This is a genomic window from Streptomyces caniferus (assembly GCF_009811555.1).
Classification (GTDB): Bacteria; Actinomycetota; Actinomycetes; order Streptomycetales; family Streptomycetaceae; genus Streptomyces; species Streptomyces caniferus.
This window is the reverse complement of the sequence record NZ_BLIN01000005.1, coordinates 3,493,817-3,518,008: the sequence shown is the minus strand read 5'-3', so window position 1 is coordinate 3,518,008 and position 24,192 is coordinate 3,493,817. Positions and strand designations below refer to the sequence as shown.

The 24,192-nt window shown below is 73.0% G+C and carries 22 protein-coding genes; 15 read left to right on the top strand and 7 right to left on the bottom strand.

Annotated features, from left to right (window positions below):
* Window positions 1-167 precede the first annotated feature (167 nt).
* The 3 genes from Scani_RS31850 (at window position 168) to Scani_RS31840 (ending at window position 2,887) form a co-directional block, all read left to right on the top strand.
* Window positions 168-1,214: a MurR/RpiR family transcriptional regulator gene (locus Scani_RS31850; RefSeq protein WP_246296265.1), complete on the top strand. Its 1,047-nt coding sequence runs from the start codon at window positions 168-170 to the stop codon at window positions 1,212-1,214.
* 238 nt (window positions 1,215-1,452) lie between these two features.
* Window positions 1,453-2,040, top strand: a complete 588-nt coding sequence (locus tag Scani_RS40120) for a hypothetical protein (RefSeq protein ID WP_167538168.1) — start codon at window positions 1,453-1,455, stop codon at window positions 2,038-2,040.
* Window positions 2,041-2,260: 220 nt separating this feature from the next.
* The gene (locus tag Scani_RS31840; RefSeq protein WP_159481210.1) at window positions 2,261-2,887 is read left to right on the top strand and encodes a hypothetical protein; all 627 of its coding nucleotides are present in this window, start codon (window positions 2,261-2,263) and stop codon (window positions 2,885-2,887) included.
* Between the two features lie 51 nt (window positions 2,888-2,938).
* On the opposite strand, the gene Scani_RS31835 is transcribed toward Scani_RS31840, so the two are convergent.
* The 5 genes from Scani_RS31835 to Scani_RS31815 all read right to left on the bottom strand — a co-directional run bounded on the left by Scani_RS31835 (window position 2,939) and on the right by Scani_RS31815 (window position 7,366).
* Window positions 2,939-4,273 carry a type III PLP-dependent enzyme domain-containing protein gene (locus tag Scani_RS31835; protein ID WP_159481209.1) on the bottom strand — a complete coding sequence of 445 codons (1,335 nt, stop codon included), beginning with the start codon at window positions 4,271-4,273 and terminating at the stop codon, window positions 2,939-2,941.
* Between the two features lie 96 nt (window positions 4,274-4,369).
* Window positions 4,370-5,194 (bottom strand): ABC transporter permease, encoded by an 825-nt coding sequence (locus Scani_RS31830; protein ID WP_159482490.1) that lies wholly within the window; start codon window positions 5,192-5,194, stop codon window positions 4,370-4,372.
* 224 nt (window positions 5,195-5,418) lie between these two features.
* On the bottom strand, window positions 5,419-6,384 hold the full coding sequence (locus tag Scani_RS31825) for an ABC transporter ATP-binding protein (protein ID WP_246296464.1): 966 nt from the start codon (window positions 6,382-6,384) through the stop codon (window positions 5,419-5,421).
* Between the two features lie 95 nt (window positions 6,385-6,479).
* Window positions 6,480-6,863 (bottom strand): transcriptional regulator, encoded by a 384-nt coding sequence (locus Scani_RS31820; protein WP_159481207.1) that lies wholly within the window; start codon window positions 6,861-6,863, stop codon window positions 6,480-6,482.
* Window positions 6,860-7,366: a hypothetical protein gene (locus tag Scani_RS31815; RefSeq protein WP_167538167.1), complete on the bottom strand. Its 507-nt coding sequence runs from the start codon at window positions 7,364-7,366 to the stop codon at window positions 6,860-6,862. Before Scani_RS31815 ends, Scani_RS31820 begins: the two co-directional genes overlap by 4 nt.
* A 224-nt stretch (window positions 7,367-7,590) precedes the next feature.
* Between Scani_RS31815 and hutU the strand changes: the two genes are divergently transcribed.
* Genes hutU through hutI form a run of 4 tightly spaced genes read left to right on the top strand, consistent with a single transcriptional unit; the run spans window position 7,591 to window position 13,044 of the window.
* Window positions 7,591-9,261, top strand: a complete 1,671-nt coding sequence (gene hutU, locus Scani_RS31810) for a urocanate hydratase (protein WP_159481205.1) — start codon at window positions 7,591-7,593, stop codon at window positions 9,259-9,261.
* Window positions 9,262-9,278: 17 nt separating this feature from the next.
* Window positions 9,279-10,496, top strand: a complete 1,218-nt coding sequence (locus Scani_RS31805; protein ID WP_246296463.1) for an allantoate amidohydrolase — start codon at window positions 9,279-9,281, stop codon at window positions 10,494-10,496.
* On the top strand, window positions 10,487-11,842 hold the full coding sequence (locus Scani_RS31800) for a formimidoylglutamate deiminase (RefSeq protein WP_167538166.1): 1,356 nt from the start codon (window positions 10,487-10,489) through the stop codon (window positions 11,840-11,842). Before Scani_RS31805 ends, Scani_RS31800 begins: the two co-directional genes overlap by 10 nt.
* Before the next feature lie 17 nt (window positions 11,843-11,859).
* Window positions 11,860-13,044, top strand: coding sequence for an imidazolonepropionase (gene hutI / locus Scani_RS31795; protein ID WP_159481203.1), 1,185 nt, complete (start codon window positions 11,860-11,862; stop codon window positions 13,042-13,044).
* A gap of 159 nt (window positions 13,045-13,203) precedes the next feature.
* Here hutI and Scani_RS31790 read toward each other — a convergent pair whose 3' ends face one another.
* Complete coding sequence (locus Scani_RS31790; protein ID WP_159481202.1) at window positions 13,204-14,142, bottom strand: RNA polymerase sigma factor SigF; 939 nt, start codon at window positions 14,140-14,142, stop codon at window positions 13,204-13,206.
* A gap of 260 nt (window positions 14,143-14,402) precedes the next feature.
* On the opposite strand from Scani_RS31790, the gene Scani_RS31785 reads away from it, so the two are divergent.
* The 6 genes from Scani_RS31785 to Scani_RS31760 all read left to right on the top strand — a co-directional run bounded on the left by Scani_RS31785 (window position 14,403) and on the right by Scani_RS31760 (window position 20,153).
* Window positions 14,403-14,771 carry an STAS domain-containing protein gene (locus Scani_RS31785; protein ID WP_159481201.1) on the top strand — a complete coding sequence of 123 codons (369 nt, stop codon included), beginning with the start codon at window positions 14,403-14,405 and terminating at the stop codon, window positions 14,769-14,771.
* Window positions 14,772-14,942: 171 nt separating this feature from the next.
* The gene (locus tag Scani_RS31780; protein ID WP_159481200.1) at window positions 14,943-15,443 is read left to right on the top strand and encodes an ATP-binding protein; all 501 of its coding nucleotides are present in this window, start codon (window positions 14,943-14,945) and stop codon (window positions 15,441-15,443) included.
* Between the two features lie 255 nt (window positions 15,444-15,698).
* On the top strand, window positions 15,699-16,433 hold the full coding sequence (locus Scani_RS31775) for an LPXTG cell wall anchor domain-containing protein (protein ID WP_159482488.1): 735 nt from the start codon (window positions 15,699-15,701) through the stop codon (window positions 16,431-16,433).
* A gap of 104 nt (window positions 16,434-16,537) precedes the next feature.
* Window positions 16,538-17,554 carry a COG1470 family protein gene (locus Scani_RS31770; RefSeq protein ID WP_159481199.1) on the top strand — a complete coding sequence of 339 codons (1,017 nt, stop codon included), beginning with the start codon at window positions 16,538-16,540 and terminating at the stop codon, window positions 17,552-17,554.
* A complete protein-coding gene (locus Scani_RS31765; RefSeq protein WP_159481198.1) occupies window positions 17,551-18,693 on the top strand; it encodes a hypothetical protein in 1,143 nt (380 codons plus the stop codon). The genes Scani_RS31770 and Scani_RS31765 overlap by 4 nt, the downstream gene beginning before the upstream one ends.
* On the top strand, window positions 18,693-20,153 hold the full coding sequence (locus Scani_RS31760; RefSeq protein WP_159481197.1) for a hypothetical protein: 1,461 nt from the start codon (window positions 18,693-18,695) through the stop codon (window positions 20,151-20,153). The genes Scani_RS31765 and Scani_RS31760 overlap by 1 nt, the downstream gene beginning before the upstream one ends.
* Window positions 20,154-20,236: 83 nt before the next feature.
* Here Scani_RS31760 and Scani_RS31755 read toward each other — a convergent pair whose 3' ends face one another.
* Complete coding sequence (locus Scani_RS31755; protein ID WP_159481196.1) at window positions 20,237-21,742, bottom strand: peptide MFS transporter; 1,506 nt, start codon at window positions 21,740-21,742, stop codon at window positions 20,237-20,239.
* 504 nt (window positions 21,743-22,246) lie between these two features.
* On the opposite strand from Scani_RS31755, the gene Scani_RS31750 reads away from it, so the two are divergent.
* Both Scani_RS31750 and Scani_RS31745 read left to right on the top strand, forming a co-directional pair.
* Window positions 22,247-22,927, top strand: a complete 681-nt coding sequence (locus tag Scani_RS31750; RefSeq protein WP_030086430.1) for a response regulator transcription factor — start codon at window positions 22,247-22,249, stop codon at window positions 22,925-22,927.
* Window positions 22,928-22,933: 6 nt separating this feature from the next.
* On the top strand, window positions 22,934-24,181 hold the full coding sequence (locus tag Scani_RS31745) for a sensor histidine kinase (RefSeq protein WP_159481195.1): 1,248 nt from the start codon (window positions 22,934-22,936) through the stop codon (window positions 24,179-24,181).
* The last annotated feature ends 11 nt before the right edge of the window (window positions 24,182-24,192 follow it).

The following is a 24,192-nucleotide window of genomic DNA, read 5'->3' as shown; positions in this document are numbered from 1 at the left end:
GGGCGCGGGGCACGGGGCGTGGAGTTCCGGGTGGGCCCGGGAGGACCGGGGCGGGTGAGGGCAGACGGCCGGATCGCGGCGCGTAGCGCGGACCGGACCGGGCCAGGAATTCCGTACAGTCGGTCGACACAGGACAAGGCCCCCGACCGGGCCGGGAAGAAGAGGCGATGAGCGGGGACGGGGACAACGGCAGCGGCGCCGGCGGCGCGGCGGCCGGCGGCGAGCCGAAGAACATGGGCGGCGCGAACGAGGTGGTCGCGGGCGGCGCGGGTGCGCATGCCGAGGGCGCGAGCGGCGCGGGCGCGGGCGGCCGGGGCGCGCAGGGTGACGGTGTGCGGGGCGGTGGCGCGCAGGCCGGGGTGGACGCCGTGGTCACTGCGGACACCGGTACGGCGGCCCGCCTCCAGAAGCTCTTCGAGGGGCACCGGCTGACCCCCACCCAGCGCCGGATCGCCCACTGCATGGTGCGCCGGGCCGCCGATGCGCCCTTCCTCTCCAGCGTCGAACTGGCCGAACTGGCCGGAGTCAGCCAGCCGTCCGTCACCCGCTTCGCCGTCGCCCTCGGCTTCGACGGCTACCCGGCGCTGCGCCGGCATCTGCGCGAGGTCGCCCCCACGGACAAGCCCGGCGACACGGGCTCCTCCAACGAGTACCAGCAGGCCGTCCAGGCGGAGATCGACAACCTCCGCCGGCTCGCCGCCGCCTTCGCCGACCCGTCGCCGGTGATCGAGGCCGGCCGTCTCCTCGCCGCCTCCCGGCCGCTCCCCGTCCTCGGGCTGCGCGCCGCCACCGCCCAGGCCGCCGGCTTCAGCTACTTCGCCCGCAAGGTCCACCCCGACGTCCGCCTCCTGGACGAGGGCGGCACCATGCTCACCGACCGCATCGACGCCGCCGTCCGGGCCGGCGCGGGCGCGCTGCTCTGCTTCGCCCTGCCCCGCCACCCGCGCGAGGTCGTCGACGCCCTGGACTACGCCCGTACGGCCGGCCTGACCGTCGTCACCGTCGCCGACAGCGCCTTCGCACCCGTCGCCCACCACACCGACCTGCTCCTTCCGGCCCCCGTCGGCACCGGCCTGGCCTTCGACACGGCCTGCGCCCCCATGCTGCTGGGCCGCGTCCTGCTGGAGGCGATGTGCGATGCGCTCCCGGACGCCCAGGCCCGCCTGGAGGAATTCGACGCGGGGGCGGCGGCGCGGGGGTTGTTCGTGGAGTAGCGAGGCGCGGCGCGGAGCGGGTCGGACGGGGCGGGGCGGGGCGGGGTGGACGAGCCGGTGCGGACGAGCCGGGGTGGGTGGCCGGGGTGGCCGGGGCGGGCCGGGCCGGTGCTCGGTGTCCCGCGCCCGGGGCCTGTGACGTCGACGTCCGATCGGTTGCCACGGAAGTTGACCGGTTTCGTCTGTCCCCGTGCGTAAAGCCCGTGACGCCTGCCGTGCCGCGCGGGAGGATCGGCGCATGGCGATGATCAGGACGACGGGGGTCCGGCGCGGGATGCTGCCGATGGCGGCGCTGACGGCGTGGGGCGTGCTGGCGACGGGGTGCGGAACGCACCGGCCGGGGGACGACGCGGGTGGGCCGGAGCCCTCGCGGACCGTGGCGGCGACGCCGAGCAGGCCGGTGGACTTCCCGTGCCCCGGCGAAAGCCCCTCACCGACACCGACGCCCGCCACGCACTCCTCCGGTCCGGCCGCGCCGCCCACCGACCACTACGCCGAGAACAACGGCTTCAAGGTGCCCCTCCCGCTGCACGGCCGGAGCCGCTGCGACGGGCTCGCGGCCGCCAAGCGCATCGAGGGTGCGCTCGAACCGCTGCGCAGGCACGGTGACTTCGACCCGGTGCGCACCCGCAGCGCACTCACCGGCCTCGGCTACCCCGCCGGGAAGGTGCAGTCCTACCAGAACGGTCCCTCGGGGGTCGGGTTCCTCGTCGACGCCTCTCCGCTGTGCCTGGAGGGCACGATGAACGACAGGGCCGTCCAGGCGGATGCCTTCGGCGGCTATCCCGACCACACCGGCTGCGACGTTCCGTCCGGCGGCCACTGACCCTCAGCGGTTCACCGGCCCCAACCGGTCGGAGGCCGCCGGCAGGGACGTACGGGCAGCCGGACCCGGCGTCCCGGTGGGCCCCGCGCCCCTGGCCATGGCGACCCGGCTCCCGTGCGCCGTCTCAGGCAATCCTCATCCGGGCTGGCTACGATCCGCCGCCGGTACAGGTGTGCCGGACACGTGGGGACGGAGCGGTCTCGGGGCGAGGAGGTCTGTCGTGGGGCACGGGGCGTATGCGCTGACGCGGGTGGCCGTGGTGGTGCGGGCGCCGGCGGGCTGGCTGTGGTGGCCGGGGCTGCTGGCGGCGGGGATCGGGGTGCTGGTGCCGGGGCCGGCCGGGCGGACGGCCGGCCTGGTGGCAGGGGCGGCGCTGTGCGTGGGCGCGGCGCCGGTGGTCTGCCTGGCCCGGCGCGGCCGGTACACGGCGCTGGCGCGTGACGCCTCGCGCGCCGGGAAGGCCGTCATCCTGCAGGACCGGGCGGTCACCCTGCGGGTCTGGCGGCGGGCCCACCGCTGGTGGCTGCTGTGCGCCTTCCTGGCGGCGGTCGGTTCGTCGTGCGTGCTGCCGGCGGCCGGCGGGCTGCTGATGGCCGGGGCCGCGCTCGGGCTGTGGGGCAAGGCGCTGTGGCTGGGCCGCTGGGAGCGGGAGCACGAGGCGCTGCTGTGGGTGCGGACGGACTGTGTGGGGAAGGGCGGCGCGGCGGGCAAGGAGGTCCGCGAGTACGCCCTGACCGGGACGGCCGCGGGCGATGCGCGGCCCGGCGGGGCCCGGCGCGGGGGAGCATGGGCCGGCGGGCCGCGCTCCGGGGGAGTACGGGCCGGGGGAGCACGGGCCGGCCGCTGAGCGGTGCGTGGCGGCGGGCACGCGGCAGCCGGGCCGTCCGCCGCCCCTCCCCTACTGCCTCCCGAGCTCGCCCAGCGACTTCGCGTGCGCGCCGCCGCTCTCCGCGGTCAGCTCCTCCAGGGTCTGCGGGGTGCGGACGGTCGCGAAGCGGACGGTGCCGTCCGCGTCCGCCGCATAGCCGTAGATCCCGGGGCGCGGAAGGGAGTTGTAGGCGAAGTGGGTGGAGAAGTAGTAGGCGCCGGTGTCCAGCAGGGCCGCGTGGTCGTCGGCCTCCAGGCGCGGGAGCGGACGGTTCTCCGCGACCAGGTCGCCCGCGAAGCAGCACGGTCCCGCGATGTCCTGGGCGACCGGAGCCCCCGTCTTGGGGCGCCCCTCGGCGTCGTAGGCCGCGACCCGGATCGGCCAGGCCTCGGGGACGAAGACCGTACGGGTGGCGACCTGGGCGCCGGCATGGGTGACGGCGATGGGCCGGCCGCCGGCCGACTTGGCGTACTCGACCCGGGCGAGGACCGTGCCGTGCTTGGCCAGCAGTGAGCGGCCGAACTCGGTGACGATCCCGTAGCGCCCGGACAGCAGGCCGGGCACGGTCGCGTGCAGCAGCGCGGCGTACTCGCGGTAGGTCGGGGTGGTCGCGTCCGAGGAGAAGTTGACCGGCAGGCCGCCGCCGATGTCGAGGGTGTCGATCTGCTGCCGGCCGGCCTTCTCGTTGATCTCCTCGGCGAGGTCGAACAGGGCCCGTACGCCCGCGGCCATGAGCTCCAGGGGCATGCCCTGGGAGCCGACATGGGCGTGCAGCCGGGTCAGCCACGGGCGCGCGAGGAAGGCCTGTACGACCCAGTCGCGGACGCCCTCGTCGCGCAGCCCGACGCCGAACTTCGAGGTGTCCGTGGCGGTGCTCATCGCCCCGATGCTGCCGCCGCCGATCTGGGGATTGACCCGCAGGCCGATGGGCGCACGGCTCGGCGCCGAGGCCATCAGCGCGTCGATACGCGCGAGCTCCTCGGCGTTGTCGGCGTTGACGGCGATGCCGAGAGCCAGCGCCTCCCGCAGCTCGGCGAGGGTCTTGGCGGGCGAGTCCAGGACGGTCCGCTCGACCGGCACGCCTGCGGCACGGGCCAGCGCCAGCTCGCCGGGGCTGGCCACCTCGCAGCCGAGTCCCTCCTGCGCGAGCAGCCGCAGGACGGGGACGAGCGAGGCGGCCTTCACCGCGAAGGCGTGCAGGATCGGAGTGCCCGGTGCGGTGAACTCCTCGAAGGCGGCGCGGAGTTCGGCCGCCGAACGGCGGATCCCGGCGATGTCGAGCAGGCCGGCAACGGGCTCACCGGGGCCCACCAGCCCGCGCGCGACGGCTGCCTGTACGGCACGGTCTCGCTCCGTGAAGTTCATGGGTCAACTCCATCATTGGGTGGGGGTGTCACGCCAACCGGGAGCCGTCCGCCCCGTCCGCCCCCTGTCCGGACGGGGCGGGCGGCCGGCTCCCGCTCAGGCCGTCCGGCTGCCACCCCACCCCGCCTTGCGGTGGCGTTCGGAGAGGCGGGAGCCGGACTCGCGGCGGGCGGCGCGGCGCAGGAGGGGGACGGCGAGCAGGAAGCCGAGGACGGCCCAGGCGGTGAGTATCAGTGCCACGGTCGGCAGCTCCCAGGAACCGGCCGGTTCCGCGGCGCGCGCGGCGTCCGGCAGGAGGGCCGAGCGCAGCCCCTGGGCCATCCACTTGAGCGGGAAGACGGAGGCGATCTTCTGCACCAGCGCGGGCAGCGAGCTGAGCGGGAACATCGCACCCGACGTGACCAGCAGTGCCATCGTCGGCAGCATGATCAACGCGAGCGCCTCACGGGGGTTCGGCAGCACCGCGCCGATGGCCGCCCCCAGCGGCACGACGGCGAGCAGCCCGAGCGTGCTGACCCACAGCAGGGTCAGCCAGCCGCCGGGCCCGTGCGGCAGCGGCCCGTCCACCAGCAGCGCGGCGGCTCCCAGCAGGAGGACCAGGGTCCCGAACGCCATGACGACCACCAGCAGCGACTTGGCGACGAGATAGGCGGGTATGCCGCCGGGGGTGGCGCGCAGCCGCAGCAGGGCGCCCTCCTCGCGCTCGGTCACCAGGATCTGCGGGAGATTGACCAGTCCGATCTGGAACAGCAGATAGGCGGCGAAGCCCGCGAGCGTCAGATGGGCCATCGGGACATGGGTGCCGGGCACCTTGTCGCCGATGTATCCGGCGAGCAGCAGCGCGACGACGACATTGATCAGATGGCCGCTCATCTCCTTGGGGTTGCGGACGAGGTGGCGGAGCTCGATGCCGCCGCGCAGGAGCCCGGCCCGCCAGGAGCGGAGCCGGGGACGCGATCCGGCCTTCCCCGCGGCCGCGGCACCCGTGGCGTCCGTGGCGGCCGCGCCCGTGCCGGCGCCTCTCTCCGCCCTCGCTGTCGCGTCGGCTCCCCGGGACGTACCCGGGGGCGTCCCGGCCCCCTGGGCGGTGTCCGTCGCCGCTGCCGTTTCCGTCGCTTCCGTCGCTGCTGTCACGTCGGTCCCCCTCATGCCTGCCGCTCCCCGTCCGAGGCCCCGGCCCCGCCGCTGCCTCCGCCCGTGCTCTCGCCCTCGCCCTCGCCCGCGATCCCGGGCCCGCTCTCGACCCCGGCTCCGCCGCCCCCGCTCTCGATTCCGGCCCCGGGCCCGTCCCCGCCGTCCCGGTGCACCATGTGCAGGTAGGTGTCCTCCAGCGTCGGGCGGCGGACCTCCAGATCGGCCACCGGTCCGCCCGTGTCGCGGTGGAGTTCCCAGACCAGCTGGGAGGGGTCCGCGGTGCGTTCCCGGCGGGCCGTGCCATCGGCCGCCGTCCAGCGGACCTCGGCCTGCGCGGCGGCCCGGAGGGCCAGTTCCGCGGGGGTGCCGCCGGCCCGGATCCGGCCGTTGACCAGCACGGCTATCCGGTCGGCCAGCCGCTCGGCCTCCGCCAGGTCATGGGTGGTGAGCAGGATCGTGACGCCCTCGTCGCGGGCGAGCCGTTCGACCAGGTCGTGGAAGTCGCGCCGCGCCTCGGGGTCGAAGCCGGTGGTCGGCTCGTCCAGGAAGAGGAGCTCGGGGCGGCCGACGATCGCCAGTGCGACGTCGAGGCGGCGGCGCTGTCCGCCGGACAGCCGGTCGACCTGCTGTCCGGCCTGCTCGGTGAGGCCGACCAGGGCCAGCAGCTCGGCGGGATCGCGAGGAGCCGGGTAGTACAGCGCGAAGTGCCGCAGCAGCTCGGCCACCTGCCAGCGGCGGTGGTCGCGCCAGGACTGCAGGACCAGGCCGATCCGGGCGCGCCAGGCGTCGTCGCCGCGCGCCGGGTCCGTCCCCAGGACGGCGACCTCTCCGGCGGAACGCTGCCGGAAGCCCTCCAGGATCTCGACGGTGGTGGTCTTTCCCGCGCCGTTGGGGCCGAGCAGCGCGAAGATCTCCCCGCGCCGGATGTCCAGATCGATGCCGTGCAGGACATCGGTGCCGCCGTAGGCCATCCTCATGTCGCGCACCCGGATGACGGGCCGGGCGGATCCGGCCGCGACGGTGGCCGCCGAAGGGGCCCTGGACGGCGGGACGGTCGGTTGCTCGGTCGTGGTCATCGGCCCGCCTCCGCGCGCTGTTGCTGTTGCCGTGTCCCTGCTGCCGCGGCCGCGGACTCCGTCGCCGGCGCGGGTGCCGCCGCGGGCCCCGCGCCCTCGACGATGGCCCGGAGCGCGGCCACATGGCCCTCGAAGGCCGTCCGGCCGTGGCTCGTCAGCCGGACCTTGGTGCGTCGTTTGCGGCCGCCGCCCTCCTTGCGGATCTCCAGATATCCGGCCTCTTCCAGGGTGTGCAGCTGCTTGGAGAGCGCGGAGTCGCTGAGCGAGAGGCTGTCGCGGATGAAGGGGAAATCGGCCCACTCCGTGGCGGCGAGCAGGGCCACCACGGACAGCCGGGTGGAGGGGTGGATCAGTTCGTCGAAGCCGCTCGGGGTGCTCATCGGTCCGTTCCCTTCCGGAGGGTTCTCGTGCCGCGGTCGCGCAGTGAGCCGACCGCCCAGCGGTTGGCCGGGCCGACGAAGAGGACGAAGGCGCCCGCGGAGACAGTGGCCTGGACCAGGCTGCCGAACGGCAGCGCCAGCCAGTCGACCAGCCGGCCGGAGACCACGATGGTCACGGCGGTCACCGCCATGCCCGCGAAGAAGGTGGCGAACGACCGCCAGCTGTGGCGTGAGCGGTGCAGCCGCACCCGGGTCCTGCGGTTGTAGACCACGGCCAGCGAGCCGAGCAGCGCGACATAGGCGGTGAGCGCCAGCCCGAACGCCCACCACGACAGATCGAGACCCGAGACGGCGAGGAACACCCACATGATTCCGGCCGTGGTGTACGTCGCCCTGCTGTCGCCCTCGGCGCATCGCTCGACCTCGTCGTACACGCGCTCCTGCGGCACCCGGATGCGCTGCAGATCCTGCCAGGCCTGTTCGGCATCCACCGGTGTGCTCATGCCCATCGCCTCCCCAAGGCGGTCCGGACGGTTCCCCGTTTTTACTTGCCCACTAGGAAAGTTAGCGCAGACTTTCCCAGTGGGCAAGTGAAAAATTCCGGGCGAAGGGCGGCCGGTTCGCGCGGCCCGCGGCGCATGGCTCACCGCGCCCTGTTGACTAGCACTATTCACCGACCCCAATATGTGAATAGCTCAATCCATTCGACGTCAGGGAGGCACGGCCCATGTCGGGACCGCGACCCGTGCGGGCACCGCGCGGTACGGAGCTGAGTGCTCGGGGATGGCAGCAGGAAGCCGCGCTGCGCATGCTGCAGAACAACCTCGATCCGGAGGTGGCCGAACACCCGGACCAGCTCGTCGTCTACGGCGGCACGGGCAAGGCCGCGCGCGACTGGCGCTCCTTCGACGCGATGGTGCGCACGCTCACCACGCTCAAGCAGGACGAGACGATGCTCGTCCAGTCCGGCCGGCCGGTCGGTGTGATGCAGACGCACGAATGGGCGCCGCGGGTGCTCATCGCCAACTCCAACCTCGTCGGCGACTGGGCCAACTGGGAGGAGTTCCGCCGCCTGGAGGCCCTCGGCCTGACCATGTACGGGCAGATGACCGCCGGTTCGTGGATCTACATCGGCACCCAGGGCATCCTTCAGGGCACCTACGAGACCTTCGCCGCCGTCGCCGCCAAGAAGTTCAACGGCACGCTCGCCGGGACGATCACGCTCACCGCCGGCCTCGGCGGCATGGGCGGCGCCCAGCCGCTCGCCGTCACCATGAACGACGGCGTCGCGATCTGCATCGACGTCGACCCGCGTGCCATCGAGCGCCGCATCGAGCACCGCTACCTGGACGTGAAGGCCGACAGCCTCAAGCACGCCCTCGAACTCGCCGTCGAGGCCCGCGACCAGCGCAAGCCGCTCTCGATCGGCCTGCTCGGCAACGCCGCCGAACTGCTGCCGCAGATGCTCGCCGAGGGCGCCCCGATCGACATCGTCACCGACCAGACCAGCGCCCACGACCCGCTGGCCTACCTCCCGGTCGGCATCGACTTCGACGACATGGCCGCCTACGCCGCCGCGAAGCCCGCCGACTTCACCCAGCGGGCGCGCGAGTCGATGGCCCGTCACGTCGAGGCCATGGTCGGCTTCATGGACGCCGGCGCCGAGGTCTTCGACTACGGCAACTCGATCCGCGGCGAGGCCCAGCTCGCCGGTTATGAGCGTGCCTTCGCCTTCCCCGGCTTCGTCCCCGCCTATATCCGGCCACTCTTCGCCGAGGGCAAGGGCCCGTTCCGCTGGGCCGCGCTGTCCGGCGACGCCCGGGACATCGCCGCGACGGACAAGGCGATCCTGGACCTCTTCCCGGAGAACGAGTCGCTGGCCCGCTGGATCAAGCTGGCCGGTGAACGGGTGCACTTCCAGGGCCTGCCCGCCCGTATCTGCTGGCTCGGCTACGGCGAGCGCGACAAGGCCGGCGAGCGGTTCAACGAGATGGTCGCCGACGGGACGCTGAAGGCCCCGCTGGCCATCGGCCGCGACCACCTCGACTGCGGCTCCGTCGCCTCGCCCTACCGCGAGACCGAGGCCATGAAGGACGGCTCGGACGCGATCGCCGACTGGCCGCTGCTCAACGCCATGGTCAATGTCGCCTCCGGCGCCTCCTGGGTGTCGCTGCACCACGGCGGCGGCGTGGGCATGGGCCGCTCGATCCACGCCGGCCAGGTCACCGTCGCCGACGGCACCCCGCTGGCCGGCGAGAAGATTCGCCGGGTGCTCACCAACGACCCCGGCATGGGCGTCATCCGGCACGTCGACGCGGGCTACGAGCGCGCCGACGAGGTGGCCGCCGAGCGCGGCGTCCGCATCCCGATGCGCGAGGGCGAAGGCGGGGGCGCGTGACCGCCTCGTTCCACGAGATGTGGGAGGAGCTGCGGCCCATCGGCCGCAGCTCCTCCTCCGGGGGCTACCGCCGCTACGCCTGGACCGGTGCCGACACCGACTGCCGCGCCTGGTTCCGGGCCCAGGCCGAGGCCCGGGGACTCGCCTACGAACTCGACCGCAACGGCAACCAGTGGGCCTGGCTCGGTGCCGCCGGCTACCAGGACGTGGACCCGGGCGACGCCGTCGTCACCGGCTCCCACCTGGACTCCGTCCCGGACGGCGGCGCCTTCGACGGCCCGCTGGGTGTCGTCTCCTCCTTCGCCGCGCTGGACGAACTCCGCCGGAGGGGAGCGGAGTTCACCAAGCCGCTGGCGATCGTCAACTTCGGCGACGAGGAGGGCGCCCGCTTCGGCCTGGCCTGTGTCGGCTCCCGGCTCGCCGCCGGCGCGCTGACCACCGAGGCCGCGCACCTGCTGCGCGACGGTGACGGCATCACCCTCCCGCAGGCCATGGAGCGCGCCGGATACGACCCGGAAGCCATCGGTCCGGACCCCGAACGACTCGCCCGGATCGGCGCGTTCGTCGAACTCCACGTCGAGCAGGGCCGGGCCCTGGACCTGTCCGGCGACCCGGTCGGCATCGCCTCCGCCATCTGGCCGCACGGCCGCTGGCGGTTCGACTTCCACGGCGAGGCCAACCACGCCGGCACCACCCGCCTCGACGACCGCCGCGACCCGATGCTCAGCTACGCCGCGACCGTGCTCGCCGCCCGCGAGCAGGCCCGGCTGGCCGGCGCCCTGGCCACCTTCGGGAAGATCAGCGTGGAGCCGAACGGGGTCAACGCCATCCCCTCGCTGGTCCGCGGCTGGCTGGACTCGCGCGCCCCCGACCAGGACACCCTGGACACCGTGATCACCGGGATCGAGCAGGCCGCCGCCGAACGGGCCGCCCGTGACGGGGTGGACCTGACCGTCGTCCGTGAATCCTTCACCCCCGTCGTGGAGTTCCAGCACGCCCTGCGGGACGAGCTGAGCGCCATCCTCGCCAAGACGGGGGAGCGGACCGTTCCCGTCCTGGGCACCGGCGCCGGGCACGACGCCGGTATTTTGTCCGGAACCGTCCCTACCGCGATGCTGTTCGTCCGCAACCCCACCGGGGTGTCGCACTCGCCCGCCGAAGAGGCCGGCGAGGACGACTGCGCGGCCGGGGTCACCGCACTCGCCGACGTACTGGAAGGGCTGGCGTGCCACTGACGACACAGGCCACACCGACGACGTACTGGCTCGAACACGCCTGGCTCGGCACGCACGTCGAGCCGGGCGTGACCGTGGACGTCGCGGACGGGCGGATCACGGCCGTCCGCACCGGGGCGGACACCCCGCCGCCCGGTGCCACCGCGCTGCGCGGCCTGACCCTCCCGGGCCTCGCCAACGCCCACTCGCACGCCTTCCACCGCGCCCTGCGCGGCACCGTCCAGGTCGGCACCGGCACCTTCTGGACCTGGCGCGAGATCATGTACAACGTCGCCGACCGGCTCACCCCCGAGACCTACTACGCCCTCGCCCGCGCCGTCTACGCCGAGATGGCGCTCGCCGGCATCACCTGCGTCGGCGAATTCCACTACCTCCACCACGCGCCCGGCGGCACCCGCTACGACGACCCCAACGCCATGGGCGAGGCGCTGGTCTCCGCTGCCGAAGACGTGGGCATCCGCATCACCCTGCTCGACACGGCCTACCTCTCGGCCGGCTTCGGCGCCGCGCCCAACGCCCACCAACTGCGCTTCTCCGACGGCACCGCCGAGCGCTGGGCCGAGCGCGCCGACGCGCTCAAGGAGCGCGCACACGCCCGCATCGGCGCCGCCATCCACTCCGTACGCGCCGTCCCCGCCGGGCAGCTCGGCACCGTCGCCGACTGGGCCCGCGAACGTCAGGCCCCGCTGCACGTCCACCTCTCGGAGCAGACCGCCGAGAACGACGCCTGCCGCGACGCCCACGGCTGCACCCCCACCCGGCTGCTGGCCGACCACGGTGCGCTGGGCCGGCGCACCACGGCCGTGCACGCCACCCACCTCACCACCGAGGACATCGAGCTGCTCGGCGACTCCCGCACGGGCGTGTGCATGTGTCCCACCACCGAACGCGATCTCGCGGACGGCATCGGCCCGGCCGCCCGCCTCCAGGGCCGCGGCAGCCCGCTCTCCCTCGGCAGCGACAGCCACGCCGTCATCGACCTGCTCGAAGAGGCCCGCGCCATGGAGCTCGACGAACGGCTGCGCACCCGCACCCGCGGGCACTGGACGGCCGCCGCCCTGCTGCGTGCCGCGACCGCCGACGGTCATGCCGCCCTGGGCTGGGACGACGCCGGCACCCTGGAGACCGGCGCGCTCGCCGACCTCACCACAATCGCACTGGACTCCGTACGCACCGCCGGACCACTGCCCCGGCTGGCCGCCGAAACGGCGGTGTTCGCCGCCTCCGCGGCGGACGTACGGCACACCATCGTCGGCGGCCGGCAGATCGTCCGCGACGGTGCGCACACCCTTGTCCCCGACGTACCCACCGCCCTCGCAGAGTCCATCGCCGCGGTACGCGGCTGAAGGAGAACACCCCCGCGATGACGACGACTTCCACGCCGACCACCACCGCCATCACCCACATCGCCCAGCTCGTCACCAACGACCCCTCCCTCGGTGAAGGCCCCCTCGGCCTGATCCAGGACGCCGCGGTCGTCATCGACGGTGACCGCATCGCCTGGGTCGGTGCCTCCAGCAAAGCACCCGCCACCGACAACGCCGTCGACGCGGGCGGCCGGGCGGGCATCCCCGGCTTCGTCGACTCCCACTCCCACCTGGTCTTCGCCGGCGACCGCACCGCGGAGTTCAACGCCCGGATGTCCGGCCGCGCGTACTCCGCCGGCGGCATCCGCACCACGGTCGCCGCCACCCGCGCCGCCACCGACGACGCGCTGCACGCCAACGTCGCCCGCTACCTCGCCGAGGCGCTGCGCCAGGGCACCACCACCCAGGAGACCAAGTCCGGCTACGGGCTCACCGTCGAGGACGAGGCCCGCGCGCTGCGCATCGCCGCCGAGCACACCGACGAGGTCACCTTCCTCGGCGCGCACATCGTCTCGCCCGACTACGCCGACGACCCGGCCGGCTATGTCGACCTGGTCACCGGCCCGATGCTGGACGCCTGCGCCCCGTACGCCCGTTGGGTGGACGTCTTCTGCGAGAAGGGCGCCTTCGACGGCGACCAGGCCCGCGCCGTCCTCACCGCGGGCAAGGCCAGGGGCCTGGTGCCGCGGGTGCACGCCAACCAGCTCGGCCACGGCCCCGGCGTCCAGCTCGCCGTCGAACTCGGCGCGGCCTCCGCCGACCACTGCACCCACCTCAGCGCCGCCGACATCGACGCCCTCGCGCAGTCCGAGACCGTCGCCACCCTCCTCCCGGGTGCCGAGTTCTCCACCCGCGCGCAGTGGCCCGACGCCCGCCCGCTGCTCGACGCCGGCGCCACCGTCGCACTGTCCACCGACTGCAACCCCGGCTCGTCCTTCACGAGCTCCATGCCGTTCTGCATCGCGCTGGCGGTCCGCGACATGGGGATGACCCCCGACGAGGCCGTGTGGTCGGCGACCGCGGGCGGCGCCCGTGCCCTGCGCCGCACGGACGTCGGCCGGATCGCTCCCGGTGCCCGCGCCGACCTCGCCCTCCTGGACGCGCCCTCGCACGTCCACCTCGCCTACCGGCCGGGCGTCCCGCTCGTCTCGGCCGTGTGGCACAAGGGAGTGCGCGTCTGACCGCCGCATGCCCTGTATGACGTGCGCCCCGGCTCCACGGAGCCGGGGCGCACGTCATACAGGGCAAGCAAAGGAGGGCCCGTCCCGAACAACCCCGGGGCAGGCCCTCCTCTGCGCGGGCGACCGCCGGCCGCACGGGCCGGCAGGGACCGCGGTCCCTCACTCCTCGATCATGAGCCCCTTGCGGAGCCGCACGAGGGTGCGGGAGAGCAGACGGGAGACATGCATCTGGGAGATGCCCAGCTCCTCGCCGATCTCGGACTGCGTCATGTTGGCGACGAAGCGCAGCGAGAGGATCTTCCGGTCGCGCGGCGGCAGTTCGGCGATCAGCGGCTTGAGGGACTCGACGTACTCGATGCCCTCGAGCCCGTGGTCCTCGTAGCCGATGCGGTCCGCCAGCGCGCCTTCGCTGTCGTCCTCCTCGGGCTGGGCGTCCAGCGAGCTCGCCGTGTAGGCGTTGCTCGCGGCCATGCCCTCGACGACCTCGTCACGGCTGATGTCGAGGCGCGCGGCAAGTTCGTGCACCGTGGGGGCGCGGTCCAGCTTCTGCGCGAGCTCGTCGCCCGCCTTGGCCAGGTCCAGGCGCAGTTCCTGCAGACGCCGCGGTACGCGCACCGACCAGCTGGTGTCACGGAAGAAGCGCTTGATCTCGCCGATGATGGTCGGCATGGCGAACGTCGGGAACTCGACGCCGCGGCTGATCTCGAAGCGGTCGATCGCCTTGATCAGGCCGATCGTGCCGACCTGGACGATGTCCTCCATGGGCTCGCTGCGGGAGCGGAACCGGGAGGCCGCGAACTTCACCAGCGCGAGGTTGAGCTCGACCAGGGTGTTGCGGACGTACGCAAACTCGTGGGTGCCTTCCTCGAGCGTCTCGAGGCGCTCGAAGAGGGTCTTGGACAGAGCCCTCGCGTCCACCGGGCCCACCTCGTCGAACGGCGGGATCTCGGGCAGCCCCTCGATCTCAGTCAATTCCGCCAGATCTGATTCGGCGGGGATCGACTGGGAAGGGATGTGCCCGGTCGGGTCGGACGGGGGTGTCGACGATGCGGGCTGCCGGGTGTCGTCGGTGCGCAGTTCGTCGAGCCGGGGTGACATGGTCTCCTCCATCGTTCTCGGCATATGGCTGCCGATGCCTCTACGTGAAGCTGCGGTGTGCGGCGCCTCCAAAGCCGGCCGTTTCGGATGTGTGCTTCTACGCCTACCTGGCTTTGCCTGAAGATGGCAAGTACGTGTTGTCCATATATTGGGCAATACGCGGATTGTTCGGCTACCGAGAGGCGTCAGGAAGGCGTAGGGTTCGACGAGCGCAGTCGGTAAGCAAACAGTCGTCTAGACAGCAAGAGGGGTGCGCGCGCATGGACCGCGGGACGGTCGGCAGTGCAAGCCGGGGCCGGCTTCATGTCGAGATCCGCCATCACGGCGCCAGCGCGGTCGTGACGGTTTCGGGTGAGCTCGATCACCACACCGCAGACCTGTTGCGTGAGTCACTCGAAGGCTGCGTGGACGACGGATACGCACGCCTGGTGGTGGACTGCTCACCCCTTGAGTTCATGGACTCCACCGGTCTCAATGTGCTGCTCGGTGCCCGCCTGAAGGCGGAGGCCGCGGGGGGCGGGGTTCATTTGGCAGGGATGCAGCCGGTGGTTGCCCGGGTCTTCGAGATCACCGGCGCCGAGGCGGTCTTCACGGTGCACGACTCCGTCGATGCGGCCCTGGCCGACTGACATGGCGGCGGTGTCCGGAACGTTGCATTCCGGGCACGTAGTCCGTGTCACAACTTCCGTACCCAAGAAGTGGGTGTTCTCACGGTCCGCTCGGGCAGGAGACATCTGAATCCGTTGAATCAGTCAGTATCTGTTTTCCGTGAACAGGCGAATCGGTGAGGTGAAGCGCTGATGAGCACCACCCGGCCGTATCCGCCGGGCGATCTCGGCCCGGAGTCGGGCGGCGCGGGCGCTTCCGCCGCCCCGGCTGCCGCGACCCCGGTGGGCCAGATCCGCCGGCTGCGCCTGGCGGGCACCCGAGGGGCCGTGGCGCGCGGCCGTGACTTCGCCCGGGAGGCCCTGCACGACTGGGGCTGGCTGCCTGCCGCGAGCGCCGACCGGCGTGCCGCGGCCGAGGATGTGCTGCTCGTCGTCTCGGAACTGGTCACCAACGCCTGTCTGCACGCCGAGGGGCCCGAGGAGCTGCGGCTGCGCTGCACCGCCAAAGTGCTGCGCCTGGAGGTCAGTGACCTCGGCGCGGGATCGCCGTCGCCGCGCAGCCCGCACCGTCCGGGCCGTCCCGGCGGTCACGGCATGTTCATCGTGCAGCGGCTGTGCCTGGACTGGGGCGTGGTGCGCCACGCCGACGGCGCGGGCAAGACCGTCTGGGCGGAGCTCGCCGCGCCGTCCTGACGGGAGCGCGGCGGAGGCGCCGGGGAAGAGCTGAGCGCGGGCCCGAGGGCCCGCGCTTCGTCGTGTGCGCGGTCGCCCCGCGGCGCCCCTGACCCCTGTGTACCGCGGCCTAAATTCCCTCGCGGCGCGGTTCCGGGCCGATCGGCCCTGTGCTTTGCCTTCCCTCGGCAAGGTCCCCGGCGTACCTTGAGCGGCCAATCTGATGTGCCGTCAGAACGTGCGGCGGTGCGCTCACCGGGAGAAGGGGAATCCGAGGTGGCCCGCTTCTACGAACAGCACGGCAGGCGCCCGGGCCGGGCGGCCGGCCTCGCCGCGGCCGTGGCGATGGCGGCGGGGTCCGCGGTGATGCTCACCGCCCCGGCTGCCCATGCCGAGGTCGTCGACGTCAACTACCAGTGCAAAACGCCGATCGGCAACAAGGGCGCGGTCTCGCCCATCGACATCAGGAGCACCCCCAGTGGTGGTGCGTACAAGCTCGTCATGTCCTTCCAGAAGGGTGTCTCCTCCAGCCCCGTCGAACTGGGCAAGGGCGCGATGAAGCCGAGCGCGCTGATCCGGTTGGGCGGTGCGGAGAGCGGTACGGTGCCGGTCGCCGGGCCGCCGAACGACCAGGCCATACCGGCCAACACCCCCATCAAGATCAGTGACTTGAGCGGGACGTACACCCCCAAGGGCAAAGGCAAGGTCACCTTCACCGCCGCCACGCTCACCATCAAGGCGCTGGGCACCACCACCACGTGCACGCCCGGCAACCACCCCGGGCCCTCGCTGACCCTCGACGTCAAGGGGACCGGCGGCTCGGGCGGCGGCGCGGGCGGTGCCTCGGGCGGAACCGGCTCCGCCACGACGGGCGGCGGCTCCTCCGGCGGGCAGCTGCCGCAGACCGGACCCGCGGACTCCGCCGTGGCGCTGGGCACCCTCGGCGGCACTGTGCTGCTGGCCGGGGCGGCCGGCGCGCTCTGGCTGACCCGCCGTCACCAGCGGGTGTGACGCGCCGCGCGGGGCACCAGGACCCGCGCGGCGCCACCCCGTTCCCCGCACGTCCCCGTGCCCGGCCGGCCCGGGGAGGCACCCCCCTGCACCAGGAGCCGCCGATGCCGTTCCGTACCCGCACAGCGGTCAGCGGTGCGGTCCTCGCGACCGCCGCCGTCCTGCTGGGCCCCGCCGCGGCCGTGGCCCGGCCGGCCGCCGCCCCGGCACCCGCCGGCTGGTCCGCGGCGCCCGCGCCCGGCGACGGCGCCGAGCCGAGCGCACAGGACCGCCCGTACTTCTATCTGGAGGGCGCGCCGGGCACCGTCCTGAGCGACCGGCTGTCCCTGCGCAACCCCACCGGCCACGCCGTCACCGTACGGCTGCGCGGCTCCGCGCCCGGCTGGTGGCTCTCGCTCGCCTCGACGGAGGTGAAGGTCCCGCCGCACACCCGGGCGAGCGTGCCGTTCACGGTGACCGTGCCGCGCGACGCGGCCCCCGGTGACCGCTCCGGCGCGCTGATCGTCACGGGCGGCGGCAAGGGGAGCGGCGGGGGCGGGCGGGACGCCGTACCGGTCCATCTGCGGGTGACCGGGCAGGGGTTGTCCGCGCTGACCGTCGAGCAGGTGTCGGTGCACGGCCGGGACGGTGCGGCAGTCATCCGGTACACGCTGGTCAACCGCGGCAACACGGCGCTCACGCCGCGGCTCGCGGTCCGCGCCGACGGGCTCTTCGGCCCCGTGCTGCGGCGGGCCCCGCGCACCCTGCCGACCGTGCTGCGGCCCGGCCAGGGCGTCGACCTGACGGAGAAGTGGCCCGATCCGCCCGGTCTGGACGCGGTGGAGATACGGCTCACGGTGACGGCGGGCGGCGGCGTCCAGGGGTCCGCCACCGCCACGTACACCGTGGCCCCCTGGTGGGCGGTGGCCGGCGGGGCGCTCCTCCTGGCGGCGGGCGCGGGCGGCCTGATGGCCGTACGCCGACGGCGGCGCACTCGGGCCGCGGGCCCGGGACCGGGCACGAGCGGGGTACGGGGTGCCGGTCCCGCGCCCCGGGCGGCCGAGGAACCGCGGCCACCCGGGGGCGACAGGGCGGACGCGGCGGGGCAGTTGGCCGGCAGCGGTTCAGGAGCGCGCTCGTGAACGGCGGCACCGGGCGGCCCCGCACCGGCCCGGCGGCCCGCACCGAACGCCCCCTGCGGCAGCGGGCGGTGGCCGTGCTCGTCCTCTGCCTGGCGCTCGCGGCGGCGGCTCCGTTCCCGGTGGCCGCCGCGCCTGCGGCCCGGTACGCCGCCGCCGAGGGCCATCCCACGGTCCACCTCTCCCGGAAGGAGGCCGGCAAGGGCGGCACCCTCACCGTGACCGGCCGCGGCTGGCGGCCCAAGGCGCTGCTCACGCTGCTGATCTGCGGACAGAACATGATCGGCGGTACCAATTCCTGTGCCAACGGGGACGGACGCGCGGTCACCACCGACGCGCACGGCGCGTTCCGCGGGCGCCTCCCGGTCGCCGAGCCGCCCAAACCCTGCCCATGCGTGGTCCATGTGGCGACCGTGACCGGTGAGGCGGCCGATGCGGATGTCGCGTTCAAGGTGGCGGGGCACCCGGTGGCGCCGCTGCCCGCGGAGCGCACCGGCGGCCGGCTGACGGTGCTCGCCCAGCCGCGGCTGGCGGGCAGCAGCGGCCTGCTGACCTGGTTCGGGGCTCCCGCACAGCGCCGGCTGACCGTCACGGTCGGCAATCTCGGCTCGGCTCCGGCAAAGGACCCCGTCTTCCGGGTCGGCACCGCGCACGGGGTCTTCGCGCCCGAGTGGGAGGAGCAGCAGTGGCGGGGGACCGTACCCGCCGGGAAGAAAGCCGAGGTCACGCTGCCGGTCGAGCTGCCGGCCGGCGCGCACGGGGACTATCTGGTCTCGCTCGAATACGGCGGCAAGGTGCTGGCCGAGCAGCCCTGGGGGGTCGGCAGGCCCTGGGGCGTGACGCTCTTCTGGGTGCTGCTCTGCGGAGTGGTCCCGACGGCGGTGTTCCGCATCGGGATGGCGCTCGTGGACCGGGTGCGCCCGCGCCGTACGGGCGGACGCGGGCGCCCCGCGGGACGTACGACCACGACCGGACGCAGCCGCGCGGCCGGCACCGGACCACGCATCAGGAACCGAACCGCGCGTGCGACGGCCGACCCCGGTACGCCGGGCGACTCCGCCGCGCTGCCGTGGTTCACCCCGGACACCGCACCGTCCACCACCACATCAACCGAACGACCGACGTCGAAAGGTTCAGCGTGATGAGGCAACGGAGGAGAGCCGCGGTGGCCTCGGCCGCCGCCATGGTGCTCGCGGGTGCGGGCATCATGGCAGCGGCCGGTACCGCCCAGGCGGCCGAGGTGTCGTACAAGACGGAGTGTCTGCCGCCGCCGATATCGGGGCTGCCGCCGGTCGAGGGCACCACGAAGGTGGCGGTCACCGCGCCCGCGACCGCGAAGGTGGGCGACGAGATCGAGGTGGTCTGGAAGACCGTCGAGGGAGCCTCCAAGAACCCCGACATCCTCGATCTGGGGGAGAACACCGTCCAGCCGACCGGCACGATCAAGGTGGCCGGGGCGCAGACCGGCGATCTGGCCATGCAGGGCCCACGGGAGAACCCGCCGATCCCCAAGGGCAGTGCGATGAAGCTGTCCGACATGAAGGGCAAGCTGAAGCTGCAGAAGCCGGGTGAGGTCACGCTGACGCCCGGCTTCTACAACATCAACGTCAACAAGCCGATCTCCACGGACACCAAGTGCTCGCCCAAGGAGGCGGTGCGGCCCGCGGTCACCATCAAGGTGACCGACGGCGGGGGCGGTTCCGGCGGCACCACGAGCGGCACCACGAGCGGGACGACCAGCGGCACCACGTCGGGCACGACCAGTGGGACCACGTCGGGCACGACCACGGGGACCACGAGCGGGACCACCGCCGGGACGTCCGGCACCACCGCGGGCACGACCACTGGCACGACCACCGGCACCACGACGGGTACCACCGACGGCGGCACGAGCGCGGGTTCGTCCGGCGGTTCGACCACCGGCGGCTCCGGCGGCGACCCCGACGGCACCGCGTACAAGGGCAAGCAGGTGCAGGTCCCGTACGCCTGCAAGACGCCCATCGGGGACAAGAAGGCGACCTCGCCGGTCCAGATCGACGCCGTGAAGAAGGGCGGCAGTTATGCCCTGACGGTGAAGTTCGGCAAGTCCGTCATGGACAGCCCGGCGGACATCCCCAAGGACTCGGTCAAGCCGTCGATGGACGTCAAGGTCGGCGGCGCGGACAAGGGATCGGTGAAGGTCGAGGGGCCGACCAACGCCGCGCCGATCAAGTCGGGCCAGCCGATCGCGATCCCCGACCTGAAGGGCACCTACAAGCCGGGCGCCACCGGCAAGGCCACGCTCACCCCGGGCGTGCTCACCGTCAACGCCCTGGGGACGACCACCACCTGCACCCCGGAGAAGGACCCGGGCGTCTCGCTCGCCCTGGACACCTCGGCGCAGCAGGGCGGCACCTCCGGCGGTGCGGCGGGCGGCGCCGCGGCCTCCGGCGGCAGCGCGGCGGGACCGGCGAGCGTCTCCGGCGGCAGTGGCGGCCTCGCCGAGACCGGGGCGAGCGACCACGGTGCGCTGACCGCGCTCGGCCTCGTCGCCGGCACGGTCATCCTGCTGGGCGGGGCGGTCTTCACGTTCCTGCCGCGGCGCCGGGCGCGGGTCCGCTGACGCGGCACGGCCACCGGAAAGCACAAAGGGGGCGTCGCACCACCGGGTGCGACGCCCCCTCCGTCGTACGGGGCCGGCAGACGCTAGTTGACGCTGCCCATCAGCTCCTTGATCCGCTTGCGGGACATCCAGATGCCGAGGCCGGCGACGACCGCGAGCACGGCCTCGACGGTGACCGAGACCGAGTTGTTCAGGTCGACGTTCAGCTGCGGCGAGGTCAGCAGACCCGACACCGAGTCGCCCGCGGTGACCGCGAGGAACCAGACACCCATCATCTGGGAGCTGTACTTGGCGGGCGCCATCTTCGTGGTGACCGACAGGCCGACCGGGGAGAGGCACAGCTCACCGACGGTCTGGACGAAGTAGATCGCCACCAGCCACATCGGGCTGACCTTGCCGCCGTTGGCGGCGGTGTCGATCAGCGGGACGAGGAAGACCCCGAACGAGAGGCCGATCAGCGCGAGGCTGGACGCGAACTTGACCGCGGTGCTGGGCTCCTTCTCGCGCTTGTTCAGCCACAGCCACGCCGAGGCGACCACCGGGGCGAGCGCCATGATGAAGACCGGGTTCAGCGACTGGTACCAGGACGTCGGGAAGTGGAAGCCCAGCAGGTCGTTCGTCGTGGAGTTCTCGCCGAAGATCGAGAGGGTCGAGCCGTTCTGGTCGTAGATCATCCAGAAGACGGCGGCGACCACGAAGAACCAGATGTAGCCCGACAGCTTGGACTGCTCGAGTTCCGTGACCTCCTTGTCGCGCTTCATGCGGAACAGGACCGCGATCGGGATGACCAGACCGGCGATGGTGATCGGCATCAGCGCCCAGTCGGCGAAGTTCCCGGTCACCCCGAGCAGGGTGTAGAAGACCGTCGCGACGACCAGCCAGATCAGGCCCTTGCGCAGCACGGACGCCTTCTCCTCGGGCGTCGCGGGCTGGGCGACCACGCTGCTCTCCGGGCTCAGGTGGCGCGTGCCGAGCAGGAACTGGACGAGGCCGAGGGCCATGCCGACGGCGGCGAGGGTGAACCCGAAGTGCCAGTTGATGCCCTCGCCGACGGTGCCGATGCTCAGCGGGGCAAGGAAGGCGCCCAGGTTGATGCCGATGTAGAAGAGCGTGAAGCCACCGTCACGGCGCGGGTCCTCCGGGCCGTTGTAGAGGTGGCCGACCATCGTGGAGATGTTCGCCTTCAGCAGGCCGGAGCCGAGCGCGACCAGCACCAGGCCGGCGAAGAAGGTCGCCGCGGTGGGCAGGGCGAGCGTGATGTGGCCCGCGATGACGACACAGGCGCCGATCGCGACCGTCTTGCGCGGCCCCCAGAAGCGGTCGGCCACCCAGCCGCCGGGCATGGCGAGCAGGTAGACCATCGCCATGTACACGGAGTAGATCGCCGTGGCCGTGGTGGCCTGCATGTGCATGCCGCCGGGCGCGATCAGGTACAGCGGGAGTAGAGCCTTCATGCCGTAGAAGCTGAAGCGCTCCCACATCTCGGTCATGAAGAGAGTGGCCAGTCCGCGGGGGTGGCCGAAGAAGGTCTTGCCGCCGTCTACAGGGTTCCCCTGCTGGGCCGCGTCCTTCGTCAGGCTGGACGCCATGGTGCTTCCTTGCTGCTCGGGACGCGTTCGCAGGCCGATACGCGCCCGGGTGGGGGTGACCGGCACCGGCGCAGACCTGCCCGCCCCCCACGTCCGGGAGGTTCGACACCGCGCAGAGCAGGAGTCGGCAGGACGGTCGTACACCGGGATCCACGCCCCCCGTGCTGTTGGCGCTGCGGACCCGGTCGACAGGTCGATCACTGTGTCTCGAGGCCGGGGGTTCCAGCCCTGCACACAACGAGGGACCGTTGACGTCAGTTGAGAGTCAAGGGCCCCGGTGGTTGAGCGATGGACGTCCCGCCACCATACGTCCGGTTGCACGGGCGTTGGGCTGCGTGAGACAACGCTCACACCACTATGGGGAACTGCAAGCGCTCCTTTGGGCGACCACGCGCCCTCGCGCGCGCCCGGGGCGCACACGGGCCACGCTGCAGGAACGGTACGCCGTCGGCCATCCGCGCTGGTCCGCCCCAGGGTCCGGATACATCGGACTACCATCGGGCCATGACCCGTGTACTGCTCGCCGAGGATGACGCGTCCATCTCGGAGCCGCTCGCCCGCGCACTGCGCCGCGAGGGTTACGAAGTCGAGGTGCGCGAGGACGGCCCGACGGCGCTCGACGCCGGTCTCCAGGGCAATATCGACCTCGTCGTCCTGGACCTGGGACTGCCCGGCATGGACGGCCTGGAGGTCGCCCGTCGGCTGCGCAACGAAGGCCATTCGTTCCCCATCCTGGTGCTGACCGCCCGCGCCGACGAGGTGGACACCGTCGTCGGGCTGGACGCCGGCGCCGACGACTACGTCACCAAGCCCTTCCGGCTCGCCGAACTCCTCGCCCGGGTACGGGCCCTGCTGCGCCGCGGCTCCACCGCCGAGCCCCAGCAGCCGCCCGCCACCCACGGCGTACGGATCGACGTCGAGTCGCACCGTGCGTGGATGGGGGACGAGGAACTCCAGCTCACGGCGAAGGAGTTCGACCTGCTCCGGGTCCTGGTGCGGGACGCCGGCCGGGTCGTCACCCGCGACCAGTTGATGCGCGAGGTCTGGGACACCACTTGGTGGTCCTCCACGAAGACGCTCGACATGCACATCTCCTGGCTGCGCAAGAAGCTCGGGGACGACGCCGCCAACCCCCGTTACATCGCCACCGTCCGCGGAGTCGGCTTCCGCTTCGAGAAGAGCTAGGGGCCCGTGCGCCGCCGCCTGATCAACTCCACGCTCGCCGTGGTGCTCGTCGTGATCGCCGTCTTCGGTGTCTCGCTCGTCATCGTCGAGACCCGCACCATCCAGGCCGGTGCCCAGGAGAGCGTGGCGTCCGAGGCGGTCCGGCTGGTCGGGATAGTGGAGAGCCGGCTGGGCAGCGGCGAGAAGATCACCCCGGACATCCTCTCCGAGCAGATCACCGCCAAGCGGTACGCGAAGATCAAGGTGCCCGGCAAGGCGCCGATCGAGATCGGGAAGCGGCCCTCGGGCGACGTCATCGAGTCGCAGGTGCGCGGCGACCGCGGTGAGTCGGTGACGGTCCAGGCCTCCCGCTCCATGGTCAGCGCGGAGATCGGCCGGACGCTGCTGGTGATTCTGGCCGTGGCGCTGTTGGCGATCATCGCGGCCGTCATCCTGGCCGTCCGCCAGGGCCGCCGGCTGACCGCGCCGCTCACCGACCTCGCCGAGACCGCCGAGCGGCTCGGCTCCGGCGACCCCCGCCCGCGCCACCGCCGCTACGGCGTCCAGGAGCTGGACCGGGTCGCCGATGTGCTGGACGCCAGCGCCGAGCGGATCGCGCGGATGCTGACCGCCGAGCGGCGGCTGGCCGCGGACGCCTCGCACCAGCTGCGGACGCCGCTGACCGCGCTGTCCATGCGGCTGGAGGAGATCACCGTCACCGACGATCCGGACACCGTGAAGGAAGAGGCCACCATCGCGCTGGCGCAGGTGGAGCGGCTGACGGATGTCGTCCAGCGGCTGCTGACCAATTCCCGGGACCCGCGCAGCGGCTCCGCGGTCGCCTTCGACCTCGACGAGGTGGTCAAGCAGCAGATCGAGGAGTGGCGGCCGGCCTACCGCAGCGCGGGGCGGGCCATCGTGCGCTCCGGCAAGAAGGGCCTGCGGGCCGTCGGCACCCCCGGCGCGGTCGCCCAGGTGCTCGCCACCCTGATCGAGAACTCGCTGATGCACGGCGACGGGACGGTCGCGCTGCGTACCCGCGTCACCGGCAACCAGGCGGTGGTCGAGGTCATCGACGCCGGGCCCGGGGTTCCGCCGGACCTCGGCTCGCGGGTCTTCGAGCGCACGGTCTCCGGCCGGAACTCCACCGGGCTCGGCCTGGCCGTCGCACGGGACCTCGCGGAGGCGGACGGCGGGCGGCTGGAGCTGCTGCAGCCGCATCCGCCGGTCTTCGCACTGTTCCTGGCCCGCGAGGCGGAGTCCGTCGAGGACTGAGGCCCGCGGCT